Below are 16,123 nucleotides of genomic sequence, written 5' to 3'. Positions count from 1 at the left end.
TCGGTGCAGGCGAGCGACTTCGAAGGATAGCGGGGCATCGGCATGATGGAATCGTCTTCACAACACGCGTATGAACCGGCCGTCAGCTTCGACGGCGGCGATCTCGATTGCGGAAACGGCCTGCTGCTGCTGATTCGCAAACATATCGACCCGCTCGAACGCGGCCAGTTGCTGGAGATCCAGTCGACGGAAACCTCGGTCGAATCGGACCTGCCCGCATGGTGCCGTATGACGGGCAACGAGCTTGTGTCGTGGACGAAAGACGGCAAGCGCCGCAGCTTTCTGGTGAGCAAGGGCGCGTTCGCGAGCGGTGCGATGCGAGCAGGGCCGATCGACGAGGCGCTTGAGCGCGAAGCGCGTCAGCGTGCGTCGATCCAGATCATGCCCGTCGCGATTCCGGCTTCCTTGCCCGCGCCGTCGCCCGCGCCGTCGATCCGTCCTTTGTCGGTCATGGGGATCGGGAGCTGGCCGCGACCGAGATGGATGCTTCAGGCGCTGCACGATCATATCGAGGGCCGGCTCGACGACGCGGCTTTTCAGGCCAGCGCAGACGACGCCGTGCAACTCGCGATCGCGGCGCAGTTGCGTGCGGGCGTCGATGTGGTCACCGACGGCGAGCAGCGGCGCGATAGCTACGCGAGCTTTGTCGGCGGCCTGCTCGACAACTGCCAGTTGATTCCGCTGACCGATCTGTTGCCCTATGTGGATGATCCTCAGGCGTTCGAGCAGGAATTGAGAGCGCTCGATGTACCGGCGGCCGACGTGCGGCATCCGGCCGTGTTCGGGCCGCTCGGGCGCAGCCAGCCACTCGCGGTGCACGAGATGAACTACGTGCGCAGCTTGACCGCGCTGCCGGTGAAAGTCGCGCTGCCCGGTCCCTATCTGCTGACGCGGACGATGTGGATGGAGTGCGTTTCCGACCGCGCCTATTCGAGCCGCGAAGCGCTCGCCGCCGATGTCGTGCGGATACTGCGGGAAGAACTGGCGGCGCTGCTCGCGCAGGGTGCCGCGCTGGTGCAGTTCGACGAGCCGGTATTGTCGGAGGTGGTGTTTTCCGGAACGACGAGTCAGCGCAGTTTCATGTGCGGTGCGCTATCGGAAAAGAGCGATCCGCAATCCGAGCTGGCGTTTGCGCGAAGCCTGCTGAATGCCGTGGTCGATGGCTTCCCGATCGATCGCGTTGCCGTCCACATGTGCCGGGGGAACTGGACGGCCGACGAAAGCAAGGCCATGACGGGGGATTATCGTCCGCTTGTCGATACGCTGGCGGCGTTGCATGTCGGCACGCTTTTCCTCGAAGTCTGCACGCCGCGCGCCGGAGAGATGGCGCTTCTCAAAGGCTTGCCCGACTGGCAGCGTATCGGCGTGGGACTCTGCAATCAGAAGCACGCGCACGTCGAACCGCTCGACGAGGTGTTGCGCAGGGCGGAGCGGGCGATCGGCCTGTTCGGCAAAGAGCGCGTGCTATTCAATCCGGACTGCGGTTTTGCGACATTCGCCGACGCGCCCGTGAGCGGCGCCCAGATTGCAGAAGCCAAACTGCGGACGCTGGCAGAGGCTGCCGCAATTCTGCGGGAACGGCATGGTGTTTGATGTCGTGAATTCGCCGCTTTCTGATATGTGGCGTGCGCGCTAAATCGACGCCACTAGCTCCTCGCTAAACGCTTGCGTTGAATCGGCGGGTCGTTTTCATCGATGCTGTCTTTCAATCGCTGGATAAGCTCAAGTATCTCCGGCCTTCGCTCCTGCTTGCTTGTGACGATGTAATTGGCGAGCGGATTCGCGACAGTACGCCTGTCCAATCGAACGAGTTGGCTTCCGTGCAGCCGGGTTGCCGCAATGGGCAGGCGGGCCAAGGCGATCCCCAAACCTGCCTCCGCTGCAGAAAGGACGAGTGTGTAATCCTCGAATCGCCGGTCGTGTTGCCGACGCTTGAGCGAGACGTTATGGCCGTCGAACCACGCACGCCATCCCGTCAAATCCGAATCGTGCAGCAGTGGGTGAGCCAGTAATCCATTGGGATCGTTTGCCTTTATTTTCGCGGCGATATCAGGATGTGCTACCGGAGTGAGCGTTTCTGGCAACAGCAATTCAGCCTGGAGCCCAGGCCAGTTTCCGCGACCATAGCGAATGGCCAGATCGGCCTCGCCGCCCGCAATATCAACGTGACGTGACCCGACGTCGAGCTGTATTTTGAGTGGATTCGCGCCAGCTTCGAGTTGAGCGAGTCGATCGAAGAGCCAAAGCTGGGCGAACGAGGATACAACGCTCACTCGCACCAGTCTTGCAACGGCGCGTGTACGCCATTGGTCGGCCGCGACATCGATGATATCGAAAGCCTGGAGCACCTGTCCGACAAAGCGTTGCCCATCTGGTGTGAGCTCGATCCCGCGCCCGTGGCGCTCGAAAAGCCGCACGCCGAGCCAATTTTCGACAGCGGCTACGCGCCGGCTGATGGCCCCATGCGTGACGCCGCTGGCGGTCGCCGCCGCACTGAAAGATCCCGCCTGAGCAACCAGGCAGACAGTCTCGAGATTGGCAAGCGGCGGACGAGCTTTGGGGATGTGTTTCAAATTCACACCTCGTTGTCGAACTGTGCGCTAGCTTATCAGAGCCGTCAGCCCACACAATATGGCCTTCGATCCTTTTCCAGTGTGTGGAGGCTCCATGAATGTCTCGTCGGCTCTCATCGCCATACTCACGGCACTTCTGCTCGGCGCGATAAGTCCGGGACCGAGCTTTATTCTCGTTGTCAGAAGTTCGCTGGGATTGTCGCGGCGTGACGGGCTTGCCACCGCCATCGGGATGGGCGTTGGGGGAGTCTGCTTCAGCGGCATCGCGCTGGCGGGCCTCTATACGCTGTTGAACAGCGTGGAATGGCTATATGGCGGACTCAAGATGGCCGGAGGCGCGTACCTGATTTACCTCGCCCTGAAAATCTGGCGAGGTTCATCGGAGTCAATTGTGATTGACCGTATTCGCACCGAGGCGGCGCAAAGTCTGGGGCGATCATTCTGGACGGGATTGACCACACAGCTGACCAATCCAAAGACCGCCATTGTCTATGGAAGTATTTTCGCGGCCTTATTGCCGCAGCATCCGCCGTTGTGGTGCTACGTTGCGCTGCCGCCGCTCGTCTTTGCCGTAGAGGCCGGATGGTACGCCACGGTGGCCGTGTGTTTTTCCGGCCACGTTCTTCGAGACCGCTACCTGAAATCCAGGGTTTGGATCGACCGTTGCGCATCGGCTGCAATCGCTGCGCTTGGACTGCGGTTGATGTTCAGTGTCTATAAACGCGCCTGACTATTGGACTATTGGACTATTGGCGAATTTTTGAATAGACCCGCGTATTGCGCAGCGTCCCGTCGGGCTCGATTCGCGAATGACGTAATATGCCTTCGAGCGCCATGCCGATTCGTTCACACAATCGCCATGCATTCGGGTTCAGGTCGTCGGTGAAAACTTCCACGCGATGGGCCGAGAGCGCGGTGAAGGCCAGATCGACGATGGCGCTAACGGCTTCGCTCACCAAGCCTTGTTTGGTCCAGGCGGTTCGGCCCCACCAGCCGGCCTCAAACGTGCCGGCTTTCCAGCGCGGGTTATGAAGCCCGCCACACCCGACCAATTCACCGGAATCACGCAGCAAAAAGAGAAAAGGAAAATCGCGACGCGCGATGAAGTTCGACGCCCCAGTCCGGCAGAAGATTTCCGAGGCTTCAACGGAAGGCTCCTCCATTGCCCAGGGCAACGACGCTGGAAATGCGCGTAACGCTTCCAGTGATTCAACCGTCGCTTCGAAGACTTGCTGACCATCACCCGGCCGAGGCGCGCGAATGATTAGTCGCTCGGTGTAAATCGTATCGGGTAGATCAATCAGGACAGGCTGCATGGAGACGGCTCCAGGTAGAAACAGAAGCGATGGCTGTTCGGTGCTGATTGTCGGCGATCGAAACGGCGATGTCGACCGGTTGAATCGGCCGCACCGTTTAATCATTCATCGTGAGCGTGATCTGGACGATGGACCGCCTCCAGCCGCTGACGATTGAACGAAACGCGTGAACGCTTTCAGTCACCAATCCAGCGCCTGCGCAGCGCGCATGTCACGACATTTTCTGCACCCATTGACTGCGCCAGGCCGGGGCGTCGAAAGGCTCGGAAAAATACTGGGTTTCGTGGACGACCTTGCCGTTTCGGAACGCCATGATGCTGACTGTCAAAGCGTCGCGGTCGTTGTACGTAATCGTGTATTCGGTAATCCACAGGTCGCCGTTGCCTTGCATACGTCTCACATCGAAGCCCGATGGCCGGGCGGGATGCGCGCCGCGTAGCGCCTGCAGATTCGCGCGCCCGAGAATGCGTTCGCCGGATTGCGGGTAGTCGCAGATTGCATCCTCGGCGTAGATCTGATGTTCCGTTTCCAGGTCGCCGGCCGCCGACGCTTGCCAGTGCGCGGTCAGGGCGTCGAGTATCGCTTGATCGTTCATGGTCTGTCTCCGAAGTGTCTGGACGTTTTGATGCAAGGGTATTTCGTTGGAAATTATGGAGAACCGGCCTCTCGTTGGAGGCGCTGTGTTGATACGTTGATGAGAATTATTCGCCACATTAAGCGGCGACGCCGACGAAATGAAAGCATGATGAAAGATTCGGTGAAAACATTCGTGCTTTCATTGTGAGTACATTTCGCTCGCCCGCAATGCAGGCGACGCCCGAAAACAAACAGGGCACGGTTCACACCGCGCCCTGTCCGCATCCAGCGAGCGAATTCAACACGCGATTCAGCGCCGCGCCCGCTCCACTTCGAGATAACGCTCGTGCAGCGCCTGCCCGAACACGGTATCGACCTCGCGCGGCACGCCCACGCGCGTGAACAGCGCGATCGGCGGCAGCGTCCAGTCGAAGGTGTAGGGCACGATCGCCACGCCCGCGATATGCACGAGTTCCTCGGCGATATCCGCGGGGACGATCGACACGGCGTCGTCGTTGGCCACGATCATTTCGCCGATCAGGCGCGACGTATAGCTTTCGACGATCGGCACCGGCGGCGAGACGCCCGCGTGCAGGAACAGGTCGTCGATCTGCTCGCGGATGGGCGTATTGGGCGCGCCCAGAATCCAGTCGAGCTCCGCGAGCTTCTGCCAGTTCGCCTTGCTGCGGCCGAGCCGCGCGGCCAGGCGGCGGCTCGCGATCAGACGCGGCGTCTGCTGATGCAGCACCTCGAAGCGCAATTGCGCGACGTCGACGGTCGCCGACGCGCGGCCAATCACGATATCGAGCGTGTGATCGCGCAGTTGCGGCAGCAGCGCGTCGCTGGTGCCTTCGTGGATCGTCATGGTCACGCGCTGCGGCAGGCGCGACTGCGCGAGCCGGATCGCCGAGGCGAGCGTGCGCCCCGAAATGAACGGAATCACGCCCACGTGCAGGCGCGCGGCGTGGCCCGAATGCACGGCCTCGATGTCGCGCGCGAGGTGGTCGAGATCGTGCAGCATGGCCTGGGCGCGCGCCAGCACGACGTTGCCGAGCGGCGTGGGCGTCATGCCGCGCGGCGAGCGGTCGAACAGCGGCGCGCCGAACATGCTCTCCATTTCGGCCAGCGCATTGGTGACGGCGGGCTGGCTCGTGGCCATGTGCTCGGCCACGCGGGTCAGCGACCCGTGCTGGCGGATCTGCAGCAGCAGCACGAGGTGACGCATTTTCAGGCGCGTATTGAGGCGCCGGGTAACTTCTTCGATGCTGAAAGACACGTTCTGCTTATCCACGGGGCTACCGGAGGGGTATCCGGGGAGGTATCAGGAAAAAATAATGGCCCCATACTAAATCAAAATGGGGAGCTGATGCCGGCTCACTAGAATCGCCTCATTCGAACATGACCGCCGCGCCGCCCGCGCGCCCGGCACACTATCAGAGTGAGGAACATGAACAAGACCGATCGTCAGGCCGCCCTCGAATATCACGAATTCCCGACGCCGGGCAAGATTTCCGTGACGGCCAGCAAGCCGCTCGTCACGCAGCGCGACCTCGCACTGGCCTATACGCCGGGCGTCGCCGTGGCCTGCGAAGAGATTGTCACCGATCCGCAGAACTCGTTCCGCTACACCGCGCGCGGCAACCTCGTTGGCGTGATCACGAACGGCACGGCCGTGCTCGGTCTGGGCAATATCGGCGCGCTGGCCTCGAAGCCGGTCATGGAAGGCAAGGCGGTGCTGTTCAAGAAGTTCGCCGGCATCGACGTGTTCGACATCGAAGTCACGGAAAGCGACCCGGACAAGCTCGTCGACATTATCGCGAGCCTCGAAGCCACCTTCGGCGGCATCAATCTGGAAGACATCAAGGCGCCGGACTGCTTCACGGTCGAGCGCAAGCTGCGCGAGCGCATGAAGATTCCGGTCTTCCACGATGATCAGCACGGCACGGCCATTACCGTTTCGGCGGCGTTCCTCAACGGTCTGAAGGTGGTCGGCAAGGATATTTCGACGGTCAAGGTCGTGACCTCGGGCGCGGGCGCGGCGGCGCTGGCCTGTCTGGACCTGATGGTCGATCTGGGCCTGCCGCTCAAGAACATCTGGGTGACGGACATTGACGGCGTGGTCTATCAAGGCCGCACGACGCTGATGGACCCGGACAAGGAGCGCTTCGCGCAGGACACCTCCGCGCGTTCGCTGAGCGAAGTGATCGACGGCGCGGACGTGTTCCTCGGCCTCTCGGCGGGCGGCGTGCTCAAGGCCGAAATGGTCAAGAAGATGGCCGACAAGCCGCTGATTCTCGCGCTGGCCAACCCCACGCCGGAAATCTTCCCCGAGATCGCGCTCGAAGCGCGTCCGGACGCGGTGCTGGCCACGGGCCGTTCGGACTTCCCGAATCAGGTCAACAACGTACTGTGCTTCCCGTACATCTTCCGCGGCGCGCTCGACGTGGGCGCGACCACCATCACGCGCAAGATGGAAATCGCGGCGGTGCACGCGATCGCCCAGCTCGCCGAAGAAGAACTGAACGACTCGGTCGCGGCCGCCTACGGCGCGTATGACCTGCGCTTCGGTCCGAAGTACCTGATTCCGAAGCCGTTCGATTCGCGCCTGATCGTGCGTATCGCGCCGGCCGTGGCGAAGGCCGCGATGGAAGACGGCGTGGCCACGCGTCCGATCGACGACTTCGCCGCCTATACGAACGAGCTGCAACAGTTCGTGTACCACTCGGGCGCCTTCATGAAGCCGATCTTCGCGGCGGCCAAGCAGTTCGTCCGTGACGGCGCGAAGTCGCGCATCGTGTTCGCGGAAGGCGAGGAAGAGCGCGTGCTGCGCGCGGTGCAGGTGATCGTCGACGAGAAACTCGCGCGTCCGATCCTGATCGGCCGCCCCGAAGTGCTGCTGGCGCGCATCGAGAAGTTCGGCCTGCGCCTGAAGCTCGGCGAAGACGTCGAAGTCACGAATCCGGAATACGACGAGCGCTTCCATCAATACTGGACCACGTATTGGGAACTGCGTTGCCGCGACGGCATTTCGAAGGAAATGGCGCGCGTGGAAATGCGCCGCCGTCTCACGCTGATCGGCGCGATGATGGTGCGCCTCGGCGACGCCGACGGCATGGTGTGCGGCACGGTGGGCGCGTATCACGACCACCTGCGTTTCGTCGACGAAGCGATCGGCATGCATCGCAACGCGAAGACGTATGCGGCGATGAATATCCTGCTGCTCGACAAGCGCACGGTCGCGATCGTCGATACGCACATCAACGACAACCCGAACGCGGAACAGATCGCCGAATTCACGCTGGCCGCCGCGCGCCAGATGGAATGGCTCAATCTGCAACCGAAGGTCGCGCTGCTGTCGCGCTCGAATTTCGGCTCGGGCAGCTCGGCGTCGGGCACGAAGATGCGCGAAGTGCTCAAGCTCGTCACGGCGCAGAATCCGGATCTGGAAATCGACGGCGAAATGCACGGCGATTGCGCACTGGACGAAGCGCTGCGCGAGCGTATCCTGCCGCATTCGAAGCTCAAGGGCGCGGCCAATCTGCTGGTGTGCCCGAACGTGGATTCGGGGAATATTGCCTATAACCTGCTGAAAACGGGTGCGGGCAGCAACGTGGCCGTGGGTCCGTTCCTGCTCGGCGTGAATGCGCCGGTGAACATTCTCACGTCCAGCTCGACGGTGCGACGCATCATCAACATGACGGCGTTGACGGTGCTGCAAGCGAATCGCGACTGATCGAGGTTGGTCTTTTAAATTCGCGGTTTCTAAAGACGGCGTGCCTGGTGAATAACCGGGCGCGCCGTTTTTTATTGGACTTCGTTCGCCTTTTTTTGCGGCGATGCAGCAACGCGCAGTATTCGGTCAATTCGTGCTGATTATTCAACTCGCATCGGCGCGATACGCTTTTGTTATTGCCCCATGCTTCATCCGGATTGTTCCGCTATCGCGGACTGCCTATATTGCTTGAGCAATGCTCAAATCCAATATCAGGAGACACCGCATGAAGCTGGTCCGCTGGGGCAGTAAGGGCAGTGAAAAGCCGGGCGCGCTCGATCGCGATGGGCGTGTGCGCGATCTCTCCAGCGTGCTGCCCGATCTCGCGGGCGCCGCGCTCTCGTCCGCTTCCCTCGCCGGACTCGGTTCACTCGATCTGCACAGCCTGCCGCTCGCGCCCGCCAACGCGCGCCTCGGTCCCTGCGTGGGACAGGTCGGCAAGATTATTTGCGTCGGCCTCAATTATTCCGATCACGCCGCCGAATCCAATTTGCCGGTGCCGAGCGAGCCCGTGCTGTTCTTCAAGGCGACGAGTTCGATTGTCGGTCCGAATGACGACGTCGTGATTCCGCCCGGCGCGCAAAAAGTCGATTGGGAAGTCGAACTCGGCGTGGTGATCGGCGAAGAAGCGCGCTACGTCTCGCGCGAGCGGGCGCTAGATTATGTGGCCGGTTATTGCGTCGTGAACGACGTCTCGGAGCGCGCGTGGCAGATCGAACGCGGCGGTCAATGGGACAAGGGCAAAAGCGCGGATACCTTCGCGCCGCTTGGCCCCTGGCTCGTCACGCGCGATGACATTCCCGATCCGCAGGCGCTCGACATGTGGCTCGACGTCGACGGCAAGCGTTATCAGCAAGGCAATACGCGCACGATGATTTTCGACGTGGCCACCGTCGTGTCCTATATCAGCCACTTCATGAGCCTGCAACCCGGCGATGTGATTTCCACCGGTACGCCGCCCGGCGTCGGCATGGGCCAGAAGCCCGCCCCGGTCTATCTGCGCGCGGGCCAGGTTATGCGCCTCGGCGTGGAAGGACTCGGCGAGCAGCAGCAGCGCACCGTGGCAAGCACGGCGCAGGCATCGGCATTCACACGATAAAGGGCGGGCGTCATGAATCAACTCGATCTGAAGAACCGCGTCATGGTGATCACCGGCGGCGCGCGCGGCATCGGTTATGCGGTGGCGCAGCGCGCCTTGCGCTCGGGCGCGGCCGTCGCGCTCTGGGATATCGATGCCGAACGGCTCGAACGTTCGCGCAAGGAATTGTCGGAATTGGGCAGCGTCTCCGCGGTGAAAGTCGAACTCACGGACGAGCATTCCGTGGAAGCCGCCGCGCAGCAAACCGTGAAAGATCACGGCGGGATTCACGCGCTCGTGAATAGCGCGGGCATTACGGGCGGCAATGGCCTGATGTGGGAATTGCCGGTCGAGGTCTGGCGGCGCGTGATCGACGTGAATCTGATCGGCAGCTATCTGACCTGCCGCGCCGTGGTGCCGCGCATGCTCGAACAGGGTTATGGGCGCATCGTCAATATTGCTTCGGTGGCGGGCAAGGAAGGCAATCCGAATGCCTCGCACTACAGCGCATCGAAAGCGGGCTTGATCGGTTTGACGAAATCGCTCGGCAAGGAACTCGCCACGAAGAATATTCTCGTGAATGCGGTTACGCCCGCGGCGGCGAAAACCGAAATCTTCGATTCGATGAAACAGGAGCATATCGACTATATGCTCGCGAAAATTCCAATGAACCGTTTCCTGATGCCCGATGAAGCCGCCGCGATGATCGTCTGGCTGTGCTCCGAAGATTGCGCGTTCAGCACCGGGTCGGTATTCGATTTGTCGGGCGGCCGCGCGACGTATTGAAGCGCTGAGCTCGCCAGCCGATGCGCCCAGTTTTTTCGGGCGCATCACCCCACCGCCGGATCAGGAGAGTTCGATGTCGAGCGAAGCATCGCAGGCGTCATTGCACGCGCAGTCCGCGATCGGCAAGGCCATGCGCAGGCTGTTGCCGTTCCTGCTCTTGATGTATGTGCTCGCCTTTCTCGATCGCGCGAACATCGGTTTCGCGCAGAAGGCGTTGCAGCACGACACCGGTTTGTCGGATGCGGCATTCGCATTCGGCGCAGGCGTGTTTTTCGCGGGCTATGCGCTGTTCGAGGTGCCGAGCAATCTGCTGTTGCATCGCATGGGCGCGCGCATCTGGATGTGCCGCATCATGGTCACGTGGGGCCTGGTTTCGGCCGCGATGGCATGGGTGCAATCGCCTGCGTCGTTCTACGCGTTGCGCTTTTTGCTGGGCGTCGCCGAAGCGGGCTTCTTTCCCGGCATCATTTATTACCTCACGCAGTGGTTTCCGCAGTCGTCGCGCGCGCGTGCAATCGGCCTGTTTTATTTCGGCGCACCGCTGGCGTTTATCTTCGGCGGACCTTTGTCGGGATTCCTGATTGATCTGCATGGCGTCGGCGGGCTGGCGGGCTGGAAGTGGCTGTTTCTCGTCGAAGGCGCGCTGGCTTCGGTCGTTGGCGTGTGGGCGTTCTGGTATCTGACCGATCGTCCCGACGACGCGCACTGGCTCGACATCGACGAACGGCGCGCGCTGGTGGCGGCGTTGCGCGTCGATGCGGGCGAGGCGATGGCGCACGGTCCGCGCGATGCGCTCGCGGCACTCGTCGACAGGCGCGTGCTCGCTTATGCCGCGATTTACGCGCTGATCCAGATGAGCGTCTACGGCGTGGTGTTTTTCCTGCCGCAGCAAGTGGCTTCGCTGGCGGGCGCGAAGGTCGGCCTGAAAGTCGGGCTGCTCGCGGCGGTGCCCTGGCTGTGCGCCGTGGCGCTCACGTGGATCGTGCCGCGCCGCGCCGATCGTTTCGGCAGCCATCGTGCGTGGACCGTGCGTCTGCTCGTACTGTCCGGGCTCGGCATTGCCGTGTCGGGCGCGGCGGGCGGCGTGGGGTCTACGGCCGGCGCCGTCGTGGCGATGGCGGCGCTCTGTTGCGCGGCAAGCGGCTTTATCGCCGCGCAGCCGCTGTTCTGGACGTTTCCCGCACGCGAACTCGCGGGCACGGCGTCGGCGAGCGGCATCGCGCTCATCAACTCGCTGGGCGGCCTGGGTGGCTTCATCGCGCCGCTGATGCGCGCCGCCGCGGACAAGCACTTCAGCTCGCACGCGGCGGGCCTCGTATTGCTGGGATTCGCGAGCCTCGCCGCGGCGGTGCTCGTACTTATCGTCGTACCTCGCGCGGGCGCACGCACCGCGGCTGCCTTCGAGCGGGCCGCCGGGCGCGCGCGCTGAACGCACGGACATCCACTTTCAGGAGCAACGTCACATGGCCATGCCAACCATCAAGCAGGTGCGCGCGTTCACCGTCCGCGGCGGCGGCGCCGATTATCACGATCAAGCCGACGGTCACTGGATCGACGATCACATTTCCACGCCGATGGCGCGTTATCCCGAGTATCGGCAGAGCCGCCGCTCGTTCGGCATCGACGTGCTCGGCACGCTCGTGGTCGAAGTGGAAGCGAGCGACGGCACCGTGGGTTTCGCGGTGACGACGGGCGGCGAGATTGGCGCGTTCATCGTCGAGAAACATCTCGCGCGCTTTCTCGAGGGCCAGCGCGTGACCGACATCGAAAAGATGTGGGATCAGATGTATTACGCGACGCTTTATTACGGCCGCAAGGGCGTCGTGCTCAATACGATTTCGGGCGTCGATCTCGCGCTGTGGGACTTGCTCGGCAAATTGCGTCAGGAACCGGTTTATCAATTGCTTGGCGGCCCGGTGCGCGACGAACTCGTGTTTTATGCAACGGGCGCGCGCCCCGATCTCGCGAAGGAAATGGGTTTTATCGGCGGCAAACTGCCTTTGCAACACGGACCGGCGGAAGGTGAGGAAGGCCTCAGAAAGAATATCGAAACGCTTGCGACGATGCGCGAGCGCGTCGGCGACGATTTTTGGCTCATGTACGATTGCTGGATGAGTCTCGACGTGCGTTACGCCACGCGTCTTGCGCAGGCCGCGCAGGAACACAAACTCAAGTGGCTCGAAGAATGCCTGCCGCCCGACGATTACTGGGGCTACGCCGAACTGCGCAAGAACGTGCCGCGCGGCATGCTGGTGACGACGGGTGAGCACGAAGCCACGCGCTGGGGCTTCCGCATGCTGCTCGAAATGGGCTGTTGCGACATCATTCAACCGGACGTGAACTGGTGCGGCGGCATGACGGAACTCATCAAGATCTCCGCGCTCGCGGACGCGCATAACGTGATGGTCGTGCCGCACGGTTCTTCGGTGTACAGCTATCACTTCGTGGTGACGCGCCACAACTCGCCCTTCGCCGAATTCCTGATGATGGCGCCGAAGGCCGACGAAGTGGTGCCGATGTTCACGCCGCTATTGCTCGACGAACCGGTGCCCGAACGCGGCCGCCTGAAAGTGCCGGAAACGCCGGGCTTCGGCGTGCGTTTGAATCCCGATTGCAAGCTGACGCGCCCTTACTCGCACTGAGCGCATTCAGGCGTCATTCAGGCGTCGTTCAAGCGCGCCTCGCTCGACATAACGAAAGGAGAATGCATCGTGCTGCTCAAGGACAAGGTGGTGATCGTCACCGGCGGTTCGCGCGGCATCGGGCGGGCCATTGCGCTCGCCAGCGCGCGCGAGGGTGCCGACGTCGCGATCAATTACTGGGGCGACAACGACGCCACATATGGCCGGCGTTCGGCGATTTCGGAAGTGCTGGACGAGATCGAGCGCCTGGGACGCCGCGCGATTGCGGTGGAAGGCAACGTGGCCGCGCCGCAAACGGGCGTCGATCTCGTGCGGCAGACGGTCGAGCAATTCGGCAAGGTCGACGTGCTCGCGAGCAATGCGGGCGTGTGCCCGTTCCATTCGTTTCTCGACTTGCCGCCCGCGGTGCTCGAACGCACCATCGGCGTGAATCTGAACGGCGCGTTCTACGTCACGCAGGCCGTGGCGCGCCAAATGAAGGAGCAGGGCACGGGCGGCGCGATTGTCGCGACGAGTTCGATCAGCGCGCTCGTGGGCGGCGGCATGCAGACGCATTACACGCCGACCAAAGCGGGCGTGCATTCGCTGATGCAGTCGTGCGCAATTGCGCTCGGGCCGTACGGCATCCGCTGCAATTCGGTCATGCCTGGCACGATCGCCACCGACCTGAATGCGGAAGATCTCGCCGATGAATCGAAGCGCGCGTACTTTGAAAAACGCATTCCGCTGGGCCGTCTCGGTGCGCCCGATGACGTGGCCGAATGCGTGGTGTTTCTGGCTTCGGATCGCGCGCGCTATGTCACGGGCGCGTCGCTATTGGTGGACGGCGGTCTGTTCGTCAATCTTCAGTAATCCGTATGAATCACGAATTGCCCGCGACGGTTGCAGATTTCGTTGATTTCGCCGATTTTGCGGCCGGCGTATCGTGAACGGGATCATCGACCTTGAACGGCTGCGAGAAACGGCGCAGCAGCCCGACAAAATGCTCGGCCGGTTCCGCGAGCGCTTCGTTCTTGCGCGTGAGCACGCCGAAGCCGGGCAGGCTTTTGCCGATTTCGAGCGGCAGCACCACGAGCAGTTTGCCCCGCACGTGATCGCGCACGACGGACTCGGGCAGCATGGCCACGGCGTCGAAACTTTCGAGCAATTGCAGCGTGGCGAAGATCGAGGCCGATTCGGTGAGATTCATCGGCGTGGCGAGACCGGCGCGCGCGAGTTCGCCTTCGAACAATTCGCGCGCGGGACTCGTGATGGGCTGGGCGACCCACGGCCAGTCCATCAGTTCGGCAAGCGTGATGTGCTCATGGCGCGCGAGCGGATGGCGCGCGCGCACGACCAGCACGAGCGTTTCGCGCGCGAGCGGCTCGAAGCTGAAATCGTTGTGCTGCAACGGCGTGGTGAGACGGCCGAGCGCGAGATCGACGTCGCGCCGATGCAGCAGTTGTACGACCTGGTCGCTCGTTTCGCCGAGGATGCGCACGTGCAGCAGCGGGCGCTCGGTCTTGAGCATGGCAACGGCATGCGCGAGCAGATCGGGCGCAGCGCCCATGATGGCGCCCACGGTCAGCTGGCCGTGACCGCCGCGCCGCTTGACGTCGAGATCTTCGGCGAAACGCGTGAGGTCGGAGAGCGCGCGGCGCGCGTAGGCGAGCGTGACGACGCCGAGCGCCGTGGGCTGCATGCCGCGTGCATTGCGTTCGAAAAGGCGAAAGCCAAAGGCTTCTTCGATGTCGCTGAGCATGCGGCTCGCGCTGGGCTGCGCCACGTTGATGACGTCGGCGGCCTGATGCACGTTGCGTGCGTCGTCGAGCGCGACGAGCAAGGCCAGATGTTTGAACTTGAGTCGGTTGACGAGCGAGACGACGGCAGTGTGATGGTTCATGGGTCCTGCGATCCGGTTTAAGTATCGCCCGATCCCAACATCGGATTGGTTGGCTATCGATGGGCGAATTATAGTCGTTCGAATCGCTGCGAAACATGGAATAAAGACGGGCCAGGGCAAACGCCAGGGCGCGCGCATAAACAGCGGAACAGCGGATCGGCGCAAGCACGCTGGACGGAGACACGATCATGGAAACAATGGCGTTTCGCATGCAGCTCAATCCCGGCAAACGGGACGAATACGAGCGGCGTCACCGCGAAATCTGGCCGGAACTCGCACAGGCGTTGCGCGACGCGGGCGTGAGCGATTACTGGATCTTTCTCGACGAAAACACGCATGCACTGTTTGCCGTGCTCAAGCGGCCCGCGGATCACGGCATGGACCGTTTGCCCGAAACGGCCATCATGCGCAAATGGTGGGATTACATGGCCGACATCATGCAGACGGGCGAGGGCAACGTGCCCGTGGCGCATCCGCTCGTGCCGGTGTTTCATCTGCCTTGAAACGGCGCGTAGCGGCTTCGCGCCTTAGCGCCGCTTACCCGTCGTGCCCATTTTCACGCTGCCGTCATGATTCGCCTTGAGGAGCATGCCATGCAGGTCGTCGATCCGCACGTCCACTTCTGGGACCTCGACACGCATCACTATCCGTGGCTCGCGAAGCCGGCCACGTCGTTCGTGTGCGATGCGCGCGAACTCAAGCATAACTATCTGCCCGCCGATCTCGTGCGCGAGGCCGGCGATATCGACGTGCTCAAAGTGGTCCACGTCGAGGCGAATCACGACCCCGCCGATCCGGTGGAGGAAACGCGCTGGCTCGAATCGCTCGCGGATGCCGACGGCAATCCCGCACGCGGTTTGCCCAACGCCATCGTGGCCGCCTGCGATCTGAGCGCCGCCAATGCGGCGGCGATTCTCGCGCAGCATGCGGTATTCAAACGCGTGCGCGGCATTCGCCAGATTCTCAACGTGCACGCGAATCCGCTTTATGACTACGTGGGTCGCCACTATATGCGCGAGGCCGCGTGGCGTGAGCATTTCGCGTTACTGGAGCAGCACGGCTTCTCGTTCGATCTGCAACTGTATCCGGCGCAGATGGAGGAAGCCGCCGCGCTCGCACGCGCGTATCCGGGCATCGCGCTCATCGTCAATCATGGCGGCATGTTCGTCGATCGCAGCAGCGTGGCGGGCTGGCGCGCGTGGCGCGACGGATTGCGCCTGCTCGCGGCGTGCCCGAACGTATCGGTGAAGATCAGCGGGCTCGCGATGTTCGATCACACGTGGAGCGTGGAAAGCCTGCGCCCTTACGTGCTCGAAGCCATCGACGCGTTCGGCGCGCAGCGCGCAATGTTCGCGTCGAATTTCCCGGTCGATCGTCTGTTCGGTAGTTACGCCGATTTGTGGCACGCCTACGCCGCGATCGTGAACGACGCCAGCGAAAGCGAAAAAGCCGCGCTGTTTCGCGGCAACGCCGAACGCATTTATCGCATCTAGCGACG

The 16,123-nt window shown here is 62.5% G+C and carries 15 protein-coding genes; 10 read left to right on the top strand and 5 right to left on the bottom strand.

Translation table 11 applies throughout. From position 1 onward, the window contains the following. The first annotated feature begins 228 nt into the window (after nucleotides 1-228). Nucleotides 229-1,593: a cobalamin-independent methionine synthase II family protein gene (locus BMY06_RS08070; protein WP_244144357.1), complete on the top strand. Its 1,365-nt coding sequence runs from the start codon at nucleotides 229-231 to the stop codon at nucleotides 1,591-1,593. A gap of 53 nt (nucleotides 1,594-1,646) precedes the next feature. Here BMY06_RS08070 and BMY06_RS08065 read toward each other — a convergent pair whose 3' ends face one another. Further along, complete coding sequence (locus BMY06_RS08065) at nucleotides 1,647-2,573, bottom strand: LysR substrate-binding domain-containing protein (protein WP_244144358.1); 927 nt, start codon at nucleotides 2,571-2,573, stop codon at nucleotides 1,647-1,649. Between the two features lie 94 nt (nucleotides 2,574-2,667). Here BMY06_RS08065 and BMY06_RS08060 point away from each other — a divergent pair, with 94 nt between their 5' ends. Further along, nucleotides 2,668-3,303 (top strand): LysE family translocator, encoded by a 636-nt coding sequence (locus tag BMY06_RS08060; RefSeq protein ID WP_065065457.1) that lies wholly within the window; start codon nucleotides 2,668-2,670, stop codon nucleotides 3,301-3,303. 16 nt (nucleotides 3,304-3,319) lie between these two features. Here BMY06_RS08060 and BMY06_RS08055 read toward each other — a convergent pair whose 3' ends face one another. The 3 genes from BMY06_RS08055 to BMY06_RS08045 form a co-directional block, all read right to left on the bottom strand. Further along, nucleotides 3,320-3,889, bottom strand: coding sequence for a GNAT family N-acetyltransferase (locus BMY06_RS08055; protein ID WP_074982498.1), 570 nt, complete (start codon nucleotides 3,887-3,889; stop codon nucleotides 3,320-3,322). Nucleotides 3,890-4,100: 211 nt separating this feature from the next. Next, the gene (locus BMY06_RS08050) at nucleotides 4,101-4,484 is read right to left on the bottom strand and encodes a nuclear transport factor 2 family protein (protein WP_065065456.1); all 384 of its coding nucleotides are present in this window, start codon (nucleotides 4,482-4,484) and stop codon (nucleotides 4,101-4,103) included. A gap of 291 nt (nucleotides 4,485-4,775) precedes the next feature. Then, entirely contained in the window at nucleotides 4,776-5,690 is a 915-nt protein-coding gene (locus BMY06_RS08045) for a LysR family transcriptional regulator (protein ID WP_221224281.1), read from the bottom strand. Between the two features lie 222 nt (nucleotides 5,691-5,912). Between BMY06_RS08045 and BMY06_RS08040 the strand changes: the two genes are divergently transcribed. The 6 genes from BMY06_RS08040 (at nucleotide 5,913) to lra1 (ending at nucleotide 13,595) form a co-directional block, all read left to right on the top strand. Beyond that, nucleotides 5,913-8,198 (top strand): NADP-dependent malic enzyme, encoded by a 2,286-nt coding sequence (locus BMY06_RS08040; RefSeq protein WP_065065455.1) that lies wholly within the window; start codon nucleotides 5,913-5,915, stop codon nucleotides 8,196-8,198. A 265-nt stretch (nucleotides 8,199-8,463) separates the two neighbouring features. Beyond that, nucleotides 8,464-9,336: a fumarylacetoacetate hydrolase family protein gene (locus tag BMY06_RS08035; RefSeq protein WP_074982496.1), complete on the top strand. Its 873-nt coding sequence runs from the start codon at nucleotides 8,464-8,466 to the stop codon at nucleotides 9,334-9,336. A gap of 12 nt (nucleotides 9,337-9,348) precedes the next feature. After that, on the top strand, nucleotides 9,349-10,101 hold the full coding sequence (locus BMY06_RS08030; RefSeq protein ID WP_065065453.1) for an SDR family NAD(P)-dependent oxidoreductase: 753 nt from the start codon (nucleotides 9,349-9,351) through the stop codon (nucleotides 10,099-10,101). A 73-nt stretch (nucleotides 10,102-10,174) separates the two neighbouring features. Continuing rightward, on the top strand, nucleotides 10,175-11,530 hold the full coding sequence (locus BMY06_RS08025) for an MFS transporter (RefSeq protein ID WP_065065485.1): 1,356 nt from the start codon (nucleotides 10,175-10,177) through the stop codon (nucleotides 11,528-11,530). Nucleotides 11,531-11,564: 34 nt separating this feature from the next. Then, nucleotides 11,565-12,743, top strand: a complete 1,179-nt coding sequence (gene rhmD, locus BMY06_RS08020; protein WP_074982494.1) for an L-rhamnonate dehydratase — start codon at nucleotides 11,565-11,567, stop codon at nucleotides 12,741-12,743. 69 nt (nucleotides 12,744-12,812) lie between these two features. Then, entirely contained in the window at nucleotides 12,813-13,595 is a 783-nt protein-coding gene (gene lra1, locus BMY06_RS08015) for an L-rhamnose 1-dehydrogenase Lra1 (protein ID WP_065065451.1), read from the top strand. Between the two features lie 10 nt (nucleotides 13,596-13,605). On the opposite strand, the gene BMY06_RS08010 is transcribed toward lra1, so the two are convergent. After that, complete coding sequence (locus BMY06_RS08010) at nucleotides 13,606-14,625, bottom strand: LysR family transcriptional regulator (protein WP_074982493.1); 1,020 nt, start codon at nucleotides 14,623-14,625, stop codon at nucleotides 13,606-13,608. A gap of 188 nt (nucleotides 14,626-14,813) precedes the next feature. Here BMY06_RS08010 and rhaM point away from each other — a divergent pair, with 188 nt between their 5' ends. Together rhaM and BMY06_RS08000 are read left to right on the top strand one after the other, a co-directional pair. Continuing rightward, nucleotides 14,814-15,128, top strand: a complete 315-nt coding sequence (gene rhaM, locus BMY06_RS08005) for an L-rhamnose mutarotase (protein WP_065065449.1) — start codon at nucleotides 14,814-14,816, stop codon at nucleotides 15,126-15,128. A gap of 90 nt (nucleotides 15,129-15,218) precedes the next feature. Next, nucleotides 15,219-16,118: an amidohydrolase family protein gene (locus BMY06_RS08000; RefSeq protein ID WP_074982491.1), complete on the top strand. Its 900-nt coding sequence runs from the start codon at nucleotides 15,219-15,221 to the stop codon at nucleotides 16,116-16,118. The last annotated feature ends 5 nt before the right edge of the window (nucleotides 16,119-16,123 follow it).

The organism is Paraburkholderia tropica (assembly GCF_900109265.1).
Taxonomy (GTDB): domain Bacteria; phylum Pseudomonadota; class Gammaproteobacteria; order Burkholderiales; family Burkholderiaceae; genus Paraburkholderia; species Paraburkholderia tropica.
The sequence above is the reverse complement of the archived record's forward strand: the minus strand, read 5'-3'. Positions and strand labels throughout refer to the sequence as shown.